The organism is Spirosoma fluminis (genome assembly GCF_054778895.1).
The window spans coordinates 684,351-699,737 of record NZ_BAAGZD010000041.1; the positions used below are offsets into that span (position 1 = coordinate 684,351).

General features: G+C 52.7%; 11 protein-coding genes. 6 read left to right on the forward strand and 5 right to left on the reverse strand.

Features of this window, described 5'->3' with window-relative positions; all coding sequences use genetic code 11:
• Nucleotides 1–33: 33 nt before the first annotated feature.
• Entirely contained in the window at nucleotides 34–1,044 is a 1,011-nt protein-coding gene (locus ACYVBJ_RS24850; protein ID WP_460984987.1) for an aldo/keto reductase, read from the reverse strand.
• 125 nt (nucleotides 1,045–1,169) lie between these two features.
• The gene (gene nudK / locus ACYVBJ_RS24855; protein ID WP_460984988.1) at nucleotides 1,170–1,754 is read right to left on the reverse strand and encodes a GDP-mannose pyrophosphatase NudK; all 585 of its coding nucleotides are present in this window, start codon (nucleotides 1,752–1,754) and stop codon (nucleotides 1,170–1,172) included.
• 21 nt (nucleotides 1,755–1,775) lie between these two features.
• Here nudK and ACYVBJ_RS24860 point away from each other — a divergent pair, with 21 nt between their 5' ends.
• A complete protein-coding gene (locus ACYVBJ_RS24860; RefSeq protein ID WP_460985280.1) occupies nucleotides 1,776–2,561 on the forward strand; it encodes a DeoR/GlpR family DNA-binding transcription regulator in 786 nt (261 codons plus the stop codon).
• 51 nt (nucleotides 2,562–2,612) lie between these two features.
• The gene (locus ACYVBJ_RS24865) at nucleotides 2,613–6,509 is read left to right on the forward strand and encodes a hydantoinase B/oxoprolinase family protein (RefSeq protein WP_460984989.1); all 3,897 of its coding nucleotides are present in this window, start codon (nucleotides 2,613–2,615) and stop codon (nucleotides 6,507–6,509) included.
• Nucleotides 6,510–6,597: 88 nt separating this feature from the next.
• Here ACYVBJ_RS24865 and ACYVBJ_RS24870 read toward each other — a convergent pair whose 3' ends face one another.
• Nucleotides 6,598–7,032, reverse strand: coding sequence for a hypothetical protein (locus ACYVBJ_RS24870; protein ID WP_460984990.1), 435 nt, complete (start codon nucleotides 7,030–7,032; stop codon nucleotides 6,598–6,600).
• A gap of 457 nt (nucleotides 7,033–7,489) precedes the next feature.
• On the opposite strand from ACYVBJ_RS24870, the gene ACYVBJ_RS24875 reads away from it, so the two are divergent.
• The 3 genes from ACYVBJ_RS24875 (at nucleotide 7,490) to ACYVBJ_RS24885 (ending at nucleotide 10,410) form a co-directional block, all read left to right on the forward strand.
• Nucleotides 7,490–8,350: an SDR family oxidoreductase gene (locus tag ACYVBJ_RS24875; RefSeq protein ID WP_460984991.1), complete on the forward strand. Its 861-nt coding sequence runs from the start codon at nucleotides 7,490–7,492 to the stop codon at nucleotides 8,348–8,350.
• A gap of 107 nt (nucleotides 8,351–8,457) precedes the next feature.
• Nucleotides 8,458–9,372: a helix-turn-helix domain-containing protein gene (locus tag ACYVBJ_RS24880; RefSeq protein WP_460984992.1), complete on the forward strand. Its 915-nt coding sequence runs from the start codon at nucleotides 8,458–8,460 to the stop codon at nucleotides 9,370–9,372.
• 99 nt (nucleotides 9,373–9,471) lie between these two features.
• Nucleotides 9,472–10,410 (forward strand): ADP-ribosylglycohydrolase family protein, encoded by a 939-nt coding sequence (locus ACYVBJ_RS24885; protein WP_460984993.1) that lies wholly within the window; start codon nucleotides 9,472–9,474, stop codon nucleotides 10,408–10,410.
• A 65-nt stretch (nucleotides 10,411–10,475) separates the two neighbouring features.
• Here ACYVBJ_RS24885 and ACYVBJ_RS24890 read toward each other — a convergent pair whose 3' ends face one another.
• Complete coding sequence (locus ACYVBJ_RS24890) at nucleotides 10,476–10,625, reverse strand: hypothetical protein (RefSeq protein WP_460984994.1); 150 nt, start codon at nucleotides 10,623–10,625, stop codon at nucleotides 10,476–10,478.
• Between the two features lie 192 nt (nucleotides 10,626–10,817).
• The gene (locus ACYVBJ_RS24895; protein WP_460984995.1) at nucleotides 10,818–11,549 is read right to left on the reverse strand and encodes an NUDIX hydrolase; all 732 of its coding nucleotides are present in this window, start codon (nucleotides 11,547–11,549) and stop codon (nucleotides 10,818–10,820) included.
• A 307-nt stretch (nucleotides 11,550–11,856) separates the two neighbouring features.
• On the opposite strand from ACYVBJ_RS24895, the gene ACYVBJ_RS24900 reads away from it, so the two are divergent.
• Entirely contained in the window at nucleotides 11,857–15,315 is a 3,459-nt protein-coding gene (locus ACYVBJ_RS24900) for a ThuA domain-containing protein (protein WP_460984996.1), read from the forward strand.
• Nucleotides 15,316–15,387 lie beyond the last annotated feature (72 nt).

Below are 15,387 nucleotides of genomic sequence, written 5' to 3' on the forward strand. Positions count from 1 at the left end.
ATAACCGAGTTCATCCGGTTAATGTGAAGTCGTTTACTTATTGATCCAAGTCATACCCACTTCATCATAACGAGCCCCCGTCGTCGTTCCCAGCGGAATAATGCGTTCTAATCGGTTCAGGTCGTCCTCGCTCAGGGTAATGCTGGCTGCAGCTATGTTCTGCTCGACATACGTAACGCGTTTTGTGCCCGGAATTGGCAGTGAACCTTTCGCAATCGCCCAGGCGATAGCCAACTGCGATGGCGTTACGTCTTTTTCAGCCGCCAGCCGTTTTATCTCGTTGACCAGCTCAAGATTTTTGTAAAACTGCTCGCCCTGAAACCGGGGAATCCCTCTCCGAAAATCGTCTTCCGCAAAATCATCGGGACTTTTGACATCGCCCGATATAAAGCCTCGCCCCAGTGGCGAGTACGCAACCAGGCCAACGCCAAGCTCCTTAAGCGTATCGACAATACCGGCCTCTTCAACTTCCCGCTCAAACAACGAGTATTCCGTTTGCACGGCGGTTAACGGGTGAATGCGGTGGGCCTTCCGGATCGTTTCCGACGACACCTCCGACAGGCCGATGTATCGAACTTTGCCTTCCTGCACGAGTTCAGCCATTGCGCCAACCGTTTCTTCAATGGGCGTGCCGGGGTCGAGCCGGTGCAGGTAATACAGGTCGATATAGTTGGTACCGAGGTTTTTCAGCGAGCGTTCGGCGGCTTTCTTTACGTAGTCCGGTTTCCCGTTAAACTGCCAGGTCAGCTGCTCATTGTCATCGATCTCGAAGCCAAATTTGGTGGCAATGATGTACCGATCGCGATTGCCTTTAATGGCTTTGGCAACGAGTCGTTCGTTTTGCAACGGACCATATAAATCGGCCGTGTCTAAAAAGTTGCCGCCTAATTCCAGCGAGCGATGAATGGTCGCGATGGATTCCTCGTCATTGGCTCGTCCGTAAATATCGGCTCCATTAATCTGAGACATGCCCATGCAGCCAAGGCCTACTACCGGAACGATGAGTCCCTGACTGCCTAGCTGAATTGTTTGAATACCGTCCATTTGCTTGTGTATGTGGTTAATTAACAAGACAAAGGTCAGCCGATCGGCCGGCAGAAAAGTAGCCCAATCGCTTGTTGTTGTATCCAGATTAACGGTCCCCGAAATCCAGTTCTGTTATGGGCAGCCTAGTTCATCGCAGCGATTTGCTTCAAGCGCAGGTATTGGAGGAGCATAATCGTTTTGCCATCCATAATCTCCCCGTTGTCGACCATTGCCAGCGCCTGACTGACCGGTATCTCCAGAATATCAATCTCTTCTTCGTCGATGCCGCCCCCCGCATTTCGCTGCGTATCGGCCGAGTACTGAGCGATATAGAAATAGAGCTTTTCGGTTACTGACCCCGGACTCATGTACGCTTCCATTACTTTCTGTACCGATTCAATCCGGTACCCCGTCTCTTCTTCTGTTTCACGCCGGATGGCGTCGTCGGGATGTTCGTCATCGAGCAGACCCGCGCAGGCTTCGATCAGCATACCCGACGGATTTCCATTAACAAATGTCGGCAGGCGAAACTGACGGGTAAGAATCACCGTGTTGGCGTCGGGGTTATGCAACAGAATCGTAGCTCCGTTTCCGCGATCGTAAGCCTCGCGCTGCTGGGTTGTCCATTCGCCATTTTTCTTAAGGTAGTTGAACGTAAAGCGTTTCAGTACGTACCAGTTGTCAGAGAGCAGCTTCTCTTCGGTTATTTGCACCCGTCTATTACTCATTTTGTTCAAATATGTTTGAATTTGTTTATTTTTGAGCAAAACAAATCATTGCGCATGAATTTTCAACATCGGAAGCGACTTATTGTACAAACGGTCGAACAGCGGGGTTCAGCCGACGTACGTGAACTGGCCGATCTGCTGCAAACGTCGGAAATGACCGTCCGGCGTGATCTGGTTCAGCTGGCGGCTTCCGGTTTAGTGTATCGGACGCGGGGCGGAGCTATGAAAGTAAGCGCAGCCACCGATCAGTTTCGGTTTTCTAACAAAGCTGCGGTCAATGCCGAGCGTAAAGATTACATCTGCCAGTTGGCCGCGCAGGAGATCCAGGAAGGCGATGTCATTTTTATGGATTGCGGCAGCACCGTTTTCCGGTTATGTCAATTCATCCGCAACAAACGCATTACGGTCGTCACCAACTCGCTGCCGATTGTAGCCGAACTGATGTCAGCCGACGTAAGCGTTAACCTGGTTGGGGGCGAAGTCGATAAAGATCGGCAGGCGGTTCATGGCCTGATCGCCGAAGAGCATATGGCCCGCTACCGGGCCAACCGGGCGTTTATTGGCGTAGATGGCATTTCGCTGCAACATGGATTGAGTGCCAACAGCGAAAAAGAAGCCAGCACGGCCGTGATAATGGCCCGACAGTCGGCCAGAACGTATCTACTTTGCGATTCGTCGAAGTTAGAAACCAACAAATACCTCTATTTTGCGCCGTTGACGCTGTTTGACATATTGATAACGGATGCCGAAGCTCCGGCCGAACTCATAACAACGTATCGGCAGGCGGGCGTTACGCTCATCAACTAAAGCTTGTGATTAGCGCGGTACTTTTTGAACCGCCCTTACACCGACTAACCCATGTGGCAAATCTCGATTGATACGGGCGGTACGTTTACCGACGGCCTGGCCCTTGACCCTGACGGCATTCTGCACCGCACTAAAGTGTTAAGCAGCAGCCGACTGCGCGGACGCTTAAAGGAAGGCAAGGTAGAATCGGCCTGGTTAACCGCACCCATCTTTGCGGGCTATCAGTTCCGGGTCATTGAAACAGACCAAGTTTATCAGGTTGAATCGCTGGACGTTGACGGTACGTTACGTGTCTCCGATCCGAACGGGCGGCCCGGCTCACTGGCTGGACCTTTTACGATCGAGCTTTTTGCCGATGAAGAAGCGCCGGTGCTGGCCACCCGACTGCTTACCCGGACTCCCCTTAACCGACCCTTTCCCGCGTTGGAAATGCGGCTGGGCACCACAAAAGGCACAAACGCGCTGCTCGAACGAAAAGGGGGCCGGGTGGCTTTACTAGTGACGAAAGGCTTTCAGGATCTCTTGTCGATCGGTACGCAGCAGCGGCCCAACTTGTTCGAACTGGCTATTCCGCCCGCCGAAGTTCTGTATGATCAGGTGCTGGAAGTCGACGAACGCATCTCCGCCGACGGCGAGGTGCTAACGCCTTTGTCAGATGAAACAATGGCTACCTTGCTGGAGGGCCTTCGGCAAACAAGCCCGGATGCCGTAGCGGTTTCCCTGCTTAATGCGTACCAAAACCCCATTCACGAACAGCAAGTCCGGCAGGCCCTTAGGGCGGCTGGTTATCAACTCATAACTTTATCTACGGACGTATCAACTTCCCCTGGTTACGTAGCGCGTACGCAAACTGCCGTTGTCGATGCCTATCTGACGCCCGTACTCCGGACTTACCTGCACAACGTACAGCAACAGCTGGGTGGGCATCCCGTGCGGGTCATGACCAGTTCGGGCGGCCTGATCCGCGCCGATCTGTTTCAGCCGAAAGACAGTCTGCTAAGTGGTCCGGCGGGTGGTGTGATCGGTGCCGCGAGCGTTGCCGACGACATGAACGTCTTAACGCTCGACATGGGCGGCACCAGCACCGACGTAGCGCGTATTCAGACCCATTTGGATTACCGCTTCTCGACCAAGATCGGTGCTTTTGAGTTGCAGCTTCCGTCGCTGGCGATTGAAACCGTAGCCGCCGGAGGTGGCTCGGTCTGCTGGTTCGATGGCTCGCAGTTGCGCGTGGGTCCGCAAAGCGCCGGAGCGAATCCGGGACCAGCCTGTTACGGTGCGGGCGGACCGCTAACCATTACCGACGTAAATCTGCTGTTGGGTAAGCTCCACCCAGACCAATTCGGTATTCCGGTATTTTCAGAAAAAGCTCAGGCAGCTTTAGGCCGCATTATCAACGAGATCGTCCAGAAAACCAGCACCCAACCCGACGCAACCGTCCTGCTACGTGGTTTTGAACGTATCGCCAACGAGACCATGGCCGGTGCAATCCAGAAGATTTCAGTAGCCAGAGGATTCGATCCGACCACTTATGGACTGTTGGTTTTCGGCGGTGCGGGTGGACTGCACGGCTGCGCCATCGCCCGGCGGCTGGGCATGAGCCGCATTCTGCTTCCGTTCGATGGAGGTTTGCTGAGCGCCTACGGCATAGGACAGGCCAGGATCGAACGCATGACGTCAAGATCCATCCTGCAACCGCTTAGTCAGATTGAAGCGAACCTGCCATCCATACGTGCTGAAGTGGAGGAGCAGGCCCTGGCGTCGTTGCGGCAGGATGTGGGCCCGAATAGTTTCGTGTCGGTGCAGTCGGTACTGCTTTCCCTTCGGTTGCAGGGTCAGGAAACAACGCTTACCATTCCGTTCGCCGAAGGCAACCACCGCACGCTGGCCGACCAGTTTCAGGAAGCCTATCAACACCTCTACGGCCACTACCCGACGAACACCCATGGACAACCGCGGCCTATTGAAGTGGAAAGTCTGCGCGTACTGGCGAGTACCATCAGTGACCCGTACGCTATCAGTGGCTCACCGGTTAGTCATCGTCATGCCGTACCCGCCTTTTTGGCGGGTGAGTATCCGGCATACGATTGGACAGTTTTAGAGGAAGGCGATACGTTTCGTGGCCCTGCGCTGCTGCTGAATACGACGTCCTCCACTTTTATTGAACCCGGCTGGCGGCTCGTTGTCCAGGCCAATCGGAATGTTGTCGTTGACTATATCGAAGACGAAGACGATTCATTTCCCACCGAATTATCGGCTGATTCAGGCCCTGAGCCGCTTGTTGACGTAAACTCATCTTCCCCACATTCTGAACGTATCGGTCAGGTTGATAACGTCATTCAGCTTGAGTTGTTCACCCAGCGTTTTCGGGCGATTGCCGAAGAAATGGGGGCTCAGCTACAGCGCACGGCATTTTCGGTCAATGTGAAGGAACGGCTCGATTTTTCCTGCGCCTTACTCGACGCTAACGCAGAACTCGTTGCCAACGCCCCGCACATTCCAGTTCACCTGGGCAGCTTAGGCGTCTGCGCCCGCTTGACCGTAGCCAAACTACCCGTCGGGCCGGGCGATGTGATCATTCTCAATCATCCCAAATACGGCGGGTCGCACCTCCCCGACGTTACGTTGCTCAGTGGTGTGTTTACCGACGAAGATCCGAATGGCAAACAGCACCTGATTGGCTACGTCATCAACCGGGCTCACCACGCCGAGATCGGCGGCAAAGTACCGGGTTCAATGCCACCCGATGCGATTTCGCTCCTGGAAGAAGGTGTTGTGCTGGAACCGCGCTACGTAATGAAAGCCGGGGAATTTCAATGGGGTGGCCCGACAGGCCTGGAACAGCAGTTTACCCAGGGATCTTATCCAACGCGCTCGCTAGCCGAGAACCGCGCCGATATCGAAGCGGCTTTGGCCTCGCTGCGAACCGGAGAAGCTGCCCTGCGCACCCTGGTACGTCAGCACGGCCTGGGCACGGTTCATCAGTACATGGCGCAGTTGAAACGATCAGCGAGCCAGGCAATTTCAGCGGTTCTCCAACCTCTCAACGGGCAACGCTTTACTGCCGAGGAATCGCTCGACGATGGGCATATCATCCGGGTAACCATCCGCATAAACGACGGTCGCATTACGTTTGACTTTACGGGCACCTCGGCCGTTCACCCCAACAACCTGAACGCGAACGTTTCCATTTTACACAGCGCGATACTGTACGTTATCCGATTATGGATAGCCTCTGATCAGGCTGAAGCGTCAGCGACTCCGGTAAGTATTCCGCTAAACGAAGGGCTGATGGCACCGGTCGATTTGATTCTACCCGATTCGTCGTTTCTCAACCCGATATTCCCCGATGATCCGGCCCGTTGTCCGGCCGTTGTGGGCGGCAATACAGAAGTCAGTCAGCGGTTAGTTGATACGTTGCTGAAAGCATTGAATCTGGCAGCCTGTAGCCAGGGGACCATGAATAATTTTCTGTTCGGCAAGTCGGGCGCGACCCCGGACGCTTTCGGGTATTACGAAACCATCGGCGGGGGAGCCGGTGCAACCGACGGGGCAGACGGACGTTCGGCGGTACACCAGCATATGACCAATACCAAACTCACCGATCCCGAAGAACTCGAACGACGCTATCCGGTTCGCCTGCGACAGTTCAGCATCCGTACCAACTCCGGAGGGGCTGGTCAGTGGACCGGTGGCGATGGCATCATCCGCGAGATCGAGTTTCTGGAGCCTGTGCAGGCCACCCTGCTTAGCCAGCACCGCATTGTCTCGCCCTACGGACTGAACGGTGGCGAAGCCGGAAAACCAGGCCGACAAACGCTTATTTATGGGGATGGTCAGGAAGAGGAACTGTCCGGTATTTTCACGCGGGCGATGCAGGCAGGTGAACGGATACGTATTGAAACACCCGGCGGTGGAGGTGTCGGCCAGTCGACCTTTATCGAGTAAGGTAACTGTGGCTATTGCAAACGTCAAACCCAGGTTAGGTTCTTAACCGACTAGGAAGGTAATAACAAACTAATTTATGCAGATTGAACTAGCGATTGAATAGCTCATGCTGGCATAAAGCCAGCGTTGTTTCCAGGCAGACGACAAAGCCAGCCCGGATAGATTGGTAGTGATGGAGCAAATGGTCGCGATGAGCCGACGAGCCGGGACATTGATTGGTTTGTTCAATGAGTTCATCCATCTGTTGGATGTTCAACTTAGTGGATTCAACGGTATAGTGGTAGCCCCTAAGTAGGCGCGCCGTATTCCCTTTATAAGCGCTTTGGGGGTCACTTTCTTGACTAAGGGGATGATCTATTTCTTCTGACTCAGCGGATTCAAGAGCAAGCTGATCGTAAATATCACTGTAAAGCTTGATAAGCTGGGTTTGGGTTTGGCTATCAGCCTGATCGATGTATTTTCCAATGGCGCTAAACGCATACTGCTCGAGTAGCCATATAAACGGCTGATCTTTATTTTTCATGGAGGAGAGAGCTTAGGTTTCTAAGGCACAAGCTTGTCTGTTCTACTGATTAGGGTTACGATCAATGAGTCTAAGTATGAGCTTGCAGCCTTCGGCCCAAAGAATGATAGCTACAGCTGCAGAACAGGGTTAGTCGGTTTTTAGAAGTTTGGTGGTGTAGATCGCTGGACATACAAGTAGTTCGACGGCAAATGATGAATTGAGGTAGAGAGCCGTTTGCGGGGCTTTTACGCCCGAATAGAAAAAGTTAAGGTAAGTGCTGACTGAGGTATACTGCGTCTCGGCTTCGCGCAGCTTTCAATCCCAAACCAGCGATTTACGTTAGAAGTACGGTCTTTATCAACCTTTGCAAAAGCTATCCTGTACGGTTAATTCGGCTACAACAATCATCAATCTGGCTACGTCTGTGGGTTAGCTATGACGGACCTTTGTTATCAGAAAACCAAACAACGTCATCATGATCTTAGTAACCGGAGCTACAGGCCACTTAGGCAACGCAGTCGTTCAACAGCTATTGCAAACGTTGCCCGCCAGCCAGATTGCCGCCTTCGTGCGGGACAAAAACAAAGCTGTCAACCTGATTGAACAGGGGGTATCCGTACGCGTTGGCACCTACGACGATATTGACTCGCTCGACAGCGCCATGCAGGGTATCAAAACCGTCTTGCTGATTGCCGGCACGGATGAAGAAAACCGGATTCGTCAGCATCAGCAGGTCGTGGACGCGGCCCGAAACGCACAGGTTCAGCGGATTGCGTATACGAGCCGGGCGCTGAAAGACCGGACTACGCTGGTCAACCGGTTGATGGACGGGCACTTTCAAACGGAAGATTACATTAAAGCAAGCGGGCTGGCCTATACGCTGTTTCAGAACAGTTTGTACCTCGACGCCATTCCGCAGTTTGTGGGCGGAGAGGCCGTGTTCGAACGTGGTATCTACGTACCGGCCGGGCGGGGCCGGGTTGCACTTGCGCTGCGCAGTGAGATGGGCGAAGCAATGGCCAACGCCCTGGCTATTGAGTTTAAAGGCAACGTAACGTACCAGCTCACCGGTAGCGAATCGTATTCCTTCTATGACGTAGCGGCTGCTTTGACGGATCTATCCGGCAAGCCAGTACCCTATACACCAGCAGAGCCAGCCACCTTTGAAGCGCAATTAACCGGACGTGGTTTGCCTTCTATCGTGGCCCGTCGAATTACGGGCTTTATAACCGACATCGCCAACGGACAGGAAGACGCCATAAGCCCTGATCTGGAAAAACTGCTCGGCCGAAAACCGACTGCACTCAAAGAAGGGTTATCATTGTTGTACAATTAGTGATCAAGAAGCGTGAAGAAAGGAGTACGCGTTAGGCACTTGTCCTACAGCCTGAGTCTTAAAACTTCACGCTTCTATCTTCTCACTCCTACATATCTAACCAACTTATGTCAACGGAGTCGCTGCACCGAATTGATACAATAGCCGCCTATCATCAGTTTGCGGGTTTGCCTAAACCCGCCCATCCGCTCATTAGTGTGATCCGATTCGACGACGTCAAACCACGAAGAACGGATACACCGAAAAGCATCGTTAACAATTTTTATTCGATTGCGCTGAAACGGAACTTCAACGGTCGGATGAAATACGGTCAGCAGGCGTATGATTTCGACGAAGGCGTGATGGTCTTCCTGGCGCCCGGTCAGGTGCTTGCCGTTACGGCTGATGAATCACATGAGCATACGGGCTGGCTACTGATGATTCACCCCGACTTTTTGTGGAATACACCCCTGGCCAAAACGATCCGGCAGCATGAGTACTTCGATTATTCCATTCATGAAGCCTTATTTCTGTCGGAGCAGGAAGAACTGATGATTTTGGGCATCATTCAGCAGATTCAGCGGGAATACCAGACTCCCATTGACAAGTTCAGTCAGAACATTATAATCGCTCAACTCGACGTGCTGCTCAATTATGCCGACCGGTTCTATCAGCGTCAGTTCATTACCCGAAAGATTATCAACCACAGCATACTTGACCGATTCGAGGCCGTACTGGAGGCTTATTTTAATAGCGATGAGCGGCTAAAAACCGGTTTACCGACGGTCGGGTACCTGGCGGAGCAAGTCAATCTGTCGCCGACTTACCTGAGCAGTTTGCTGAAGACGCTGACCGGACAAAACGCCCAGCAACATATTCACGACAAACTCATCGACAAGGCCAAAGAAAAATTGTCGACGACGGATTTATCGATCAGCGAAATTGCCTATATGCTGGGCTTCGAACACCCTCAGTCGTTTAGCAAGCTATTCAGGAACAAGACGAATACCACTCCGCTTGAATTTCGCCATTCGTTCAGTTAGCGAATCCTGTGCCAATCAGGTGAGGTAATTATTGTGTTTACTTTTACGATCTGTATTGAAGCCAGCCAAAACCAACTTTCCACAACCGCCACCAATACTATGATTTCAAGAATAAAGGGAGCTTTCTTAGGGGCTGCCATCGGTGATGCACTGGGTGTCCCCGTTGAGTTTAAATCAAGAGATTACCTTCGCAGCAGACCTATAACCGATTATATAGGCTATGGCACCTGGAACCAGCCACCGGGTACGTTCTCCGACGACAGTTCTCTGGTATTTTGTACCGCAGAAAGCTTATGCAATGGCTTCGACCTATCAGATATAGCCACACGCTTCATTCAGTGGGCTCATCACGGCTACTGGGGCGCTCATGATACTGTCTTCGACATTGGCAATGCAACCAGCGAAGCCATCGACCGGTTGTTCAGCGGCACATCTCCGAAATTATCGGGTGGAATGTCTGAATTTAGCAATGGGAATGGCTCGCTCATGCGCATACTTCCTATCGTTTTCCACTTACATAATGTAGACTCAATCAATGAACGATTTGAGGTTGTTAAACTAGTATCGGGCATCACTCATCAACACTTCCGGTCAGTTATATCGTGCTTTATTTACGTTGAATTGTGTTTAGCTGTATTTACGAACGTAGACAAATTGACGGCCTACGAAAAAGCTCAGCAAACAATCAATCAATTCATTGCTACCCATAGGTTCTCGCCCGAAGAAATAGCCTTATTTGACCGGCTCCTGCAAAATAATATCTTCCTTTTGTCAGAAAATGAAATTCGGAGTTCAGGATACGTAATAGATACGCTCGAGAGTAGTATATGGTGCTTCCTGACCACCTCGACCTATTCATCAGCGGTGCTGAAAGCGGTTAATCTGGGCGGTGATACAGATACTACAGGTGCTGTCACTGGTGGTCTTGCCGGTTTATACTATAGCGATGAATCTATTCCGGTTCATTGGGTACAAGGTCTAGTCAAACATCAGGAAATCAGCGAACTGGCCGAGCGGCTTGCTCAATCGTATGCGTGAACTCGGTCAACCTTGTTCGGAAAAGACATACAGCGTTCAGCAGACAACAGGGCGACATTACGCGGTTAAGGACACATCGGGCTGGCCTGAGTCAGGTATCGTTTTCCGTTGAGCAGGATGCCGCTGCCACCGCGGTTGGTAGTCACGGCCAGTGGGGCCACCCGCCCGTTGCCATACGCAAGCAGCAGTACGGTCTGACTGCCTTCGCTGACCACGCGCCAGCTGCCGGTATTACCATCCTGAGTAAACGCCGAAACGAAAGATTAGTCCCCAGGCCGCTGAACAGGACGGGCCATAAACAGCCAAGAAATAAAGCAGCTCGCAGCTTCACAGGAACGTAAGCGGAGGGTCCGACGCCGGGCGTTACGGCTTAGCACCAACAATTTACGATACGGAAGCCGTAAACGTTACGTCTGCTTCAGGAAGCGGTACAGGTAGGGCGCTTTGTTAGCCGCCCCGGTAAACTTTTTGTCCAGGCGCTCCAATACGTTCAGGTCCAGGATCTTCTTCTGAAAATTATTCCGGGCAAACGGCTTATCGAAGATCGCTTCGTAGAGTTCCTGCACTTCCTTCATCGTAAACGTTTCCGGGAGCAGGTTGAAGGCAATTAGTTTTTGGTCGAGATTCAGCTGAAGCGTTTCAAGAGCACATTTCACCATCTCGTTGTGGTCCATGATCAGCTGGGGCAGCTGGTTAATATCATACCAGTCGATGGACTCGTCAATCTCATTTCTTTGGGGAATGACTTTGTTTATATCCACCAGGGCGTAGTAGCCGATGGAAATAAACCGGCGGGTTATCCAGTCAAATCCTTTTTGAATGAAGTGACCTCCCCCAATCTTTTCCTCATTCAGCTCGATCATTCGCTTCAGGAAGCGGATATTACTCCGTTCGGTATCGCCAAATATGCGGAACTGCTCCAGATAAACGTTCCTGATCCCGGTTCGGCCTTCCAGAATTCGGCGGGCGGCCTGGTCAATGCTTTCATTCTGATCAATGTACCCACTTGGCAACGCCCAGAAATCGCCCTTGAAATCCAGTTTAGGCACTAACACTTTGAGCTTACGTTCCTGATAGCCAAAAATGACGCAGTCGATTGAAAGCTGTTGAATATAGTTTTGTTCACTTAGCGCATTCATGGTGTATTCAGTAAGCCAGCGAGCGGATTGTCTATTCGCTGGTGCATCAGAACGTATCGGGTAAGCAGCATACCTCTCTCCTATAAGACCCATTTTCAACCTATAACGTAGCATGCTAATGAGTAAAGAACGTTCTAACACTACGTTAATCAGCTTTTACGAAGACTTATAAGGGAAACCGGGCTTTCAAGTTTTAATCTTATGACTATGCAAATATAGAGTTGAATAAAATTTATTGTCTACTAAAAAGACAATAAAAGATTTCCTGCTACATTTGTTCAATAATCGTTTGTTAACCGTCTCCCAAATGAAAGCTAACCGCTTAATAGCCATTGCACTTTTATGCAGCGTATGGCTTGCTTCCCTTCCCCTGTATGCTCAATCGCCCAAAATCAACGTATTAGTCTTTAGCAAAACGGCTGCGTTCCGGCACCAGTCCATTGAAGCCGGCAAAAAGGCGCTGGCTAAAATGGCGACGGAGAAAGGGTTCGGCGTGAGCTTCACCGAAGATGCTTCGCAGTTTACCGAGTCGAATCTGAAGAAATACAACACCGTCGTGTTCCTGAGCACCACCGGCGACGTGCTCAACACCGAGCAGCAATCGTCGTTCGAGCGCTACATACAGGCGGGTGGCGGTTACGTGGGTATCCACGCGGCTACCGATACAGAGTACGAATGGCCCTGGTATGGCAAACTGGCCGGTGCTTACTTCCTTGACCACCCCATGCCCAATAACGTGCAGAAGGGCAAGTTCATCGTCGCAATGAAAAACCACTGGGCTACCAAAGGCATGCCCGACGAGTTTGAGCGCAGCGATGAATTTTACAGCTTCAAAGACATCTCGCCGAAGATTAATGTCGTTCTGAAAATTGACGATAAGAGCTACACGGGTGGGAAGAATCCGGATTTCCATCCCATGAGCTGGTATCAGGAGTACGACGGTGGCCGTGCGTTTTATACAGCCATGGGTCATACCGACGAAACGTTCGCCGAACCCCTGTTTCTGAACCACCTGTGGGCGGGAATTAATTATACGACCGGTGGCGACAGCCCAAAATCGCTTGACTTTTCGAAAGCTCGTCCGGAAGAAAACCGGTTCGGCAAGGTGGTTCTGGCCGAGAAGCTCGATGAGCCGATGGAACTGAGCGTACTGGGCGACGGACGGATTCTGTTCATCCAGCGCAAAGGCGAGGTGCGGCTGTACAACACCAAAACCAAAGAACTGAAAACCATCGCCAAACTGCCTGTTAGCGTTAAATACGTGAACAAAGAAGGCAAGGAGTCGATGGGTGAAGATGGCCTGCTGGGCCTGAGCAAAGACCCTGACTTTGCCCAGAACCATTGGATTTACCTGTACTATTCGGACCCCAACGCATCCAGAAACGTACTGGCCCGCTTTGAACTGAAAGGGGATGAACTGGTGATGGAGTCGAAGAAAGAGATGCTCGACGTAGCGACCCAGCGCGAAGAATGCTGTCATACGGGCGGTTCGATTGCCTGGGACCGTCAGGGAAACCTGTATCTCTCAACGGGCGACAATACCAACCCGCACGGCTCGAACGGCTTTAGCCCGAGCGACGAACGCGAAGGCCGCAGCGCCTGGGATGCCCAGAAATCATCGGCCAATACCAATGACCTACGCGGTAAGATCATCCGCATCAAACCCCAGCCCGACGGTACGTATACCATCCCCGAAGGCAACCTGTTTGCTAAAGGTACTGCCCAGACACGCCCCGAAATTTACACGATGGGCCACCGCAACCCGTTCCGTATTTCGGTAGACCAGAAGACGGGTTACCTGTACTGGGGTGAAGTTGGTCCTGATGCCGCCAAACCCGATGCCAATCGCGGCCCGGCCGGTCACGATGAAGTCGGACAGGCGCGCAAGGCGGGTAACTTCGGCTGGCCGCACTTCGTGGGCGATAACAAAGCCTACAACAAATACGACTTTGCCGCCAATACCTCCGGCGAGAAGTGGAACGTGAACGCACCAAGCAATACGTCGCCCAACAACACGGGCCTGAACGTGCTTCCGCCCGCTCAGAAAGCGTTTATCTGGTATCCGTACGATGCCTCTCCCGAGTTTCCGCTCGTGGGTGCCGGTGGACGTAACGCCATGGCCGGTCCGGTTTTCTACTCGGATAACTTCGCCGGAGCGCCCCGTTCTTTCCCCAATTACTACGACGGCAAGCTGATCACCTACGACTGGATGCGCGGCTGGGTGATGGCCGTAACGATGGACAAGGACGGCAATTTCCAGTCGATGGAGCGGTTCATGCCCAGCTATAAATTCAGCAACCCGATGGATATGGAGTTTGCCGACAACGGCGATCTGTACATGCTGGAATACGGTTCCGGCTGGTTCACGGCCAACGACGATGCCCGCCTGATCCGCATCGAATACAATGGCGGCAACCGTAAGCCGCAGGTGCAGGTAGCGGCCAACAAACTGGGTGGCTCGGCTCCGCTGGCTTTGAAACTCAACGCCCAGGGTACTACCGATGCCGACGGTGATGCGCTGACGTATTCCTGGAAAATTGCCTCGAAAAACGGCTTCACGAAAGTTGTGAACACGCCCGACGCAGCTATGACACTGGCAAAACCCGGCGTTTATAAGGCAACACTGACCGTCAACGACGGCAAGGGCGGAGTAACGTCGCAGTCAATGGACATAACGGTAGGGAATGAAACCCCCGTTCTGACGGTGGATATGCCCGGTGCCAACAAGTCGTTCTACGTAGCGAACAAACCGTTCAGCTACGACGTAAAGGTCAGCGACAAAGAAGACGGTACGCTGGGTAAAGGTATTGACCCCGAGCGCGTAGCCGTTAACATCGACTACCTGGCCGAGGGCTATGATCAGATCGCTATTGCGCAGGGCCACCGCTCGGCCGATGCCAGCGCGCTCACGGCTACGGGCAAGAAACTGCTCGAAGCCAGCGACTGTAAGGCGTGCCACAGCGTAGCGAAAAAGTCGATAGGGCCAGCTTACATCGACGTAGCGAAGAAATACAAAAGCGATAACTCGGCCCTGGAGCGGCTGACTAAGAAAGTGATCACGGGCGGTGCGGGCGTCTGGGGCGAAACGCCCATGTCGGCTCACCCCCAGCTGTCGACCGCCGATGCCTCCGAGATGGTCAAGTACGTACTGAGCCTGTCGAGCGAAGCCGCCGGTGCAAACGCGCTGCCGGTGAAAGGAAGCTATACAGCCAAACTGCCTTCGGGCGATAAAGGCAAAGGCGTTTACATCGTGCGGGCATCGTACGCCGACAAAGGAGCCAAAGGGCTGCCGTCGTTGCGGGCCGAGAAAACGTTCGTGCTGCGGAATGCAGTGGTCGATGCGCACGGCTTCGACACGTATGACAACGTGAACAAGATGTCGTTCGGTGGCAACAACCTGGCCATCCCGTCGAAATCGGGTGCTTACATGGGCATCAAGCAGGTGGACCTAAACGGCGTAACCGCGTTCAAGATCATGGCCGTAGCGCCTAAGCCCCAACTCAATGCGAAAGGGGGTAAGGTTGAGGTACGCCTGGACAGCCCGACGGGTAAGCTCATTGGGGAGTCACCATTCCTGGCGGCTTCCGACAAGATGGACTTCAAACCCGCCGAGTTGATGGCCCCGGTCAAGCTGCCCGCTGGCTTCGACAACAAACCGCACGATGTGTACCTGGTGTACGTGAACCCAAGCGAACCCAGCGGCAGCCTGATGGTTGTGATGGCCGTGGAAGCGGTTCTCAACGGCGCTAACCTGTCAAGCCGGTAAGTTGACCATACCGCGGTACGCCTGACAGACCAGGCGTACCGCGATAGATGACTCATGAACCATTATTCGTTC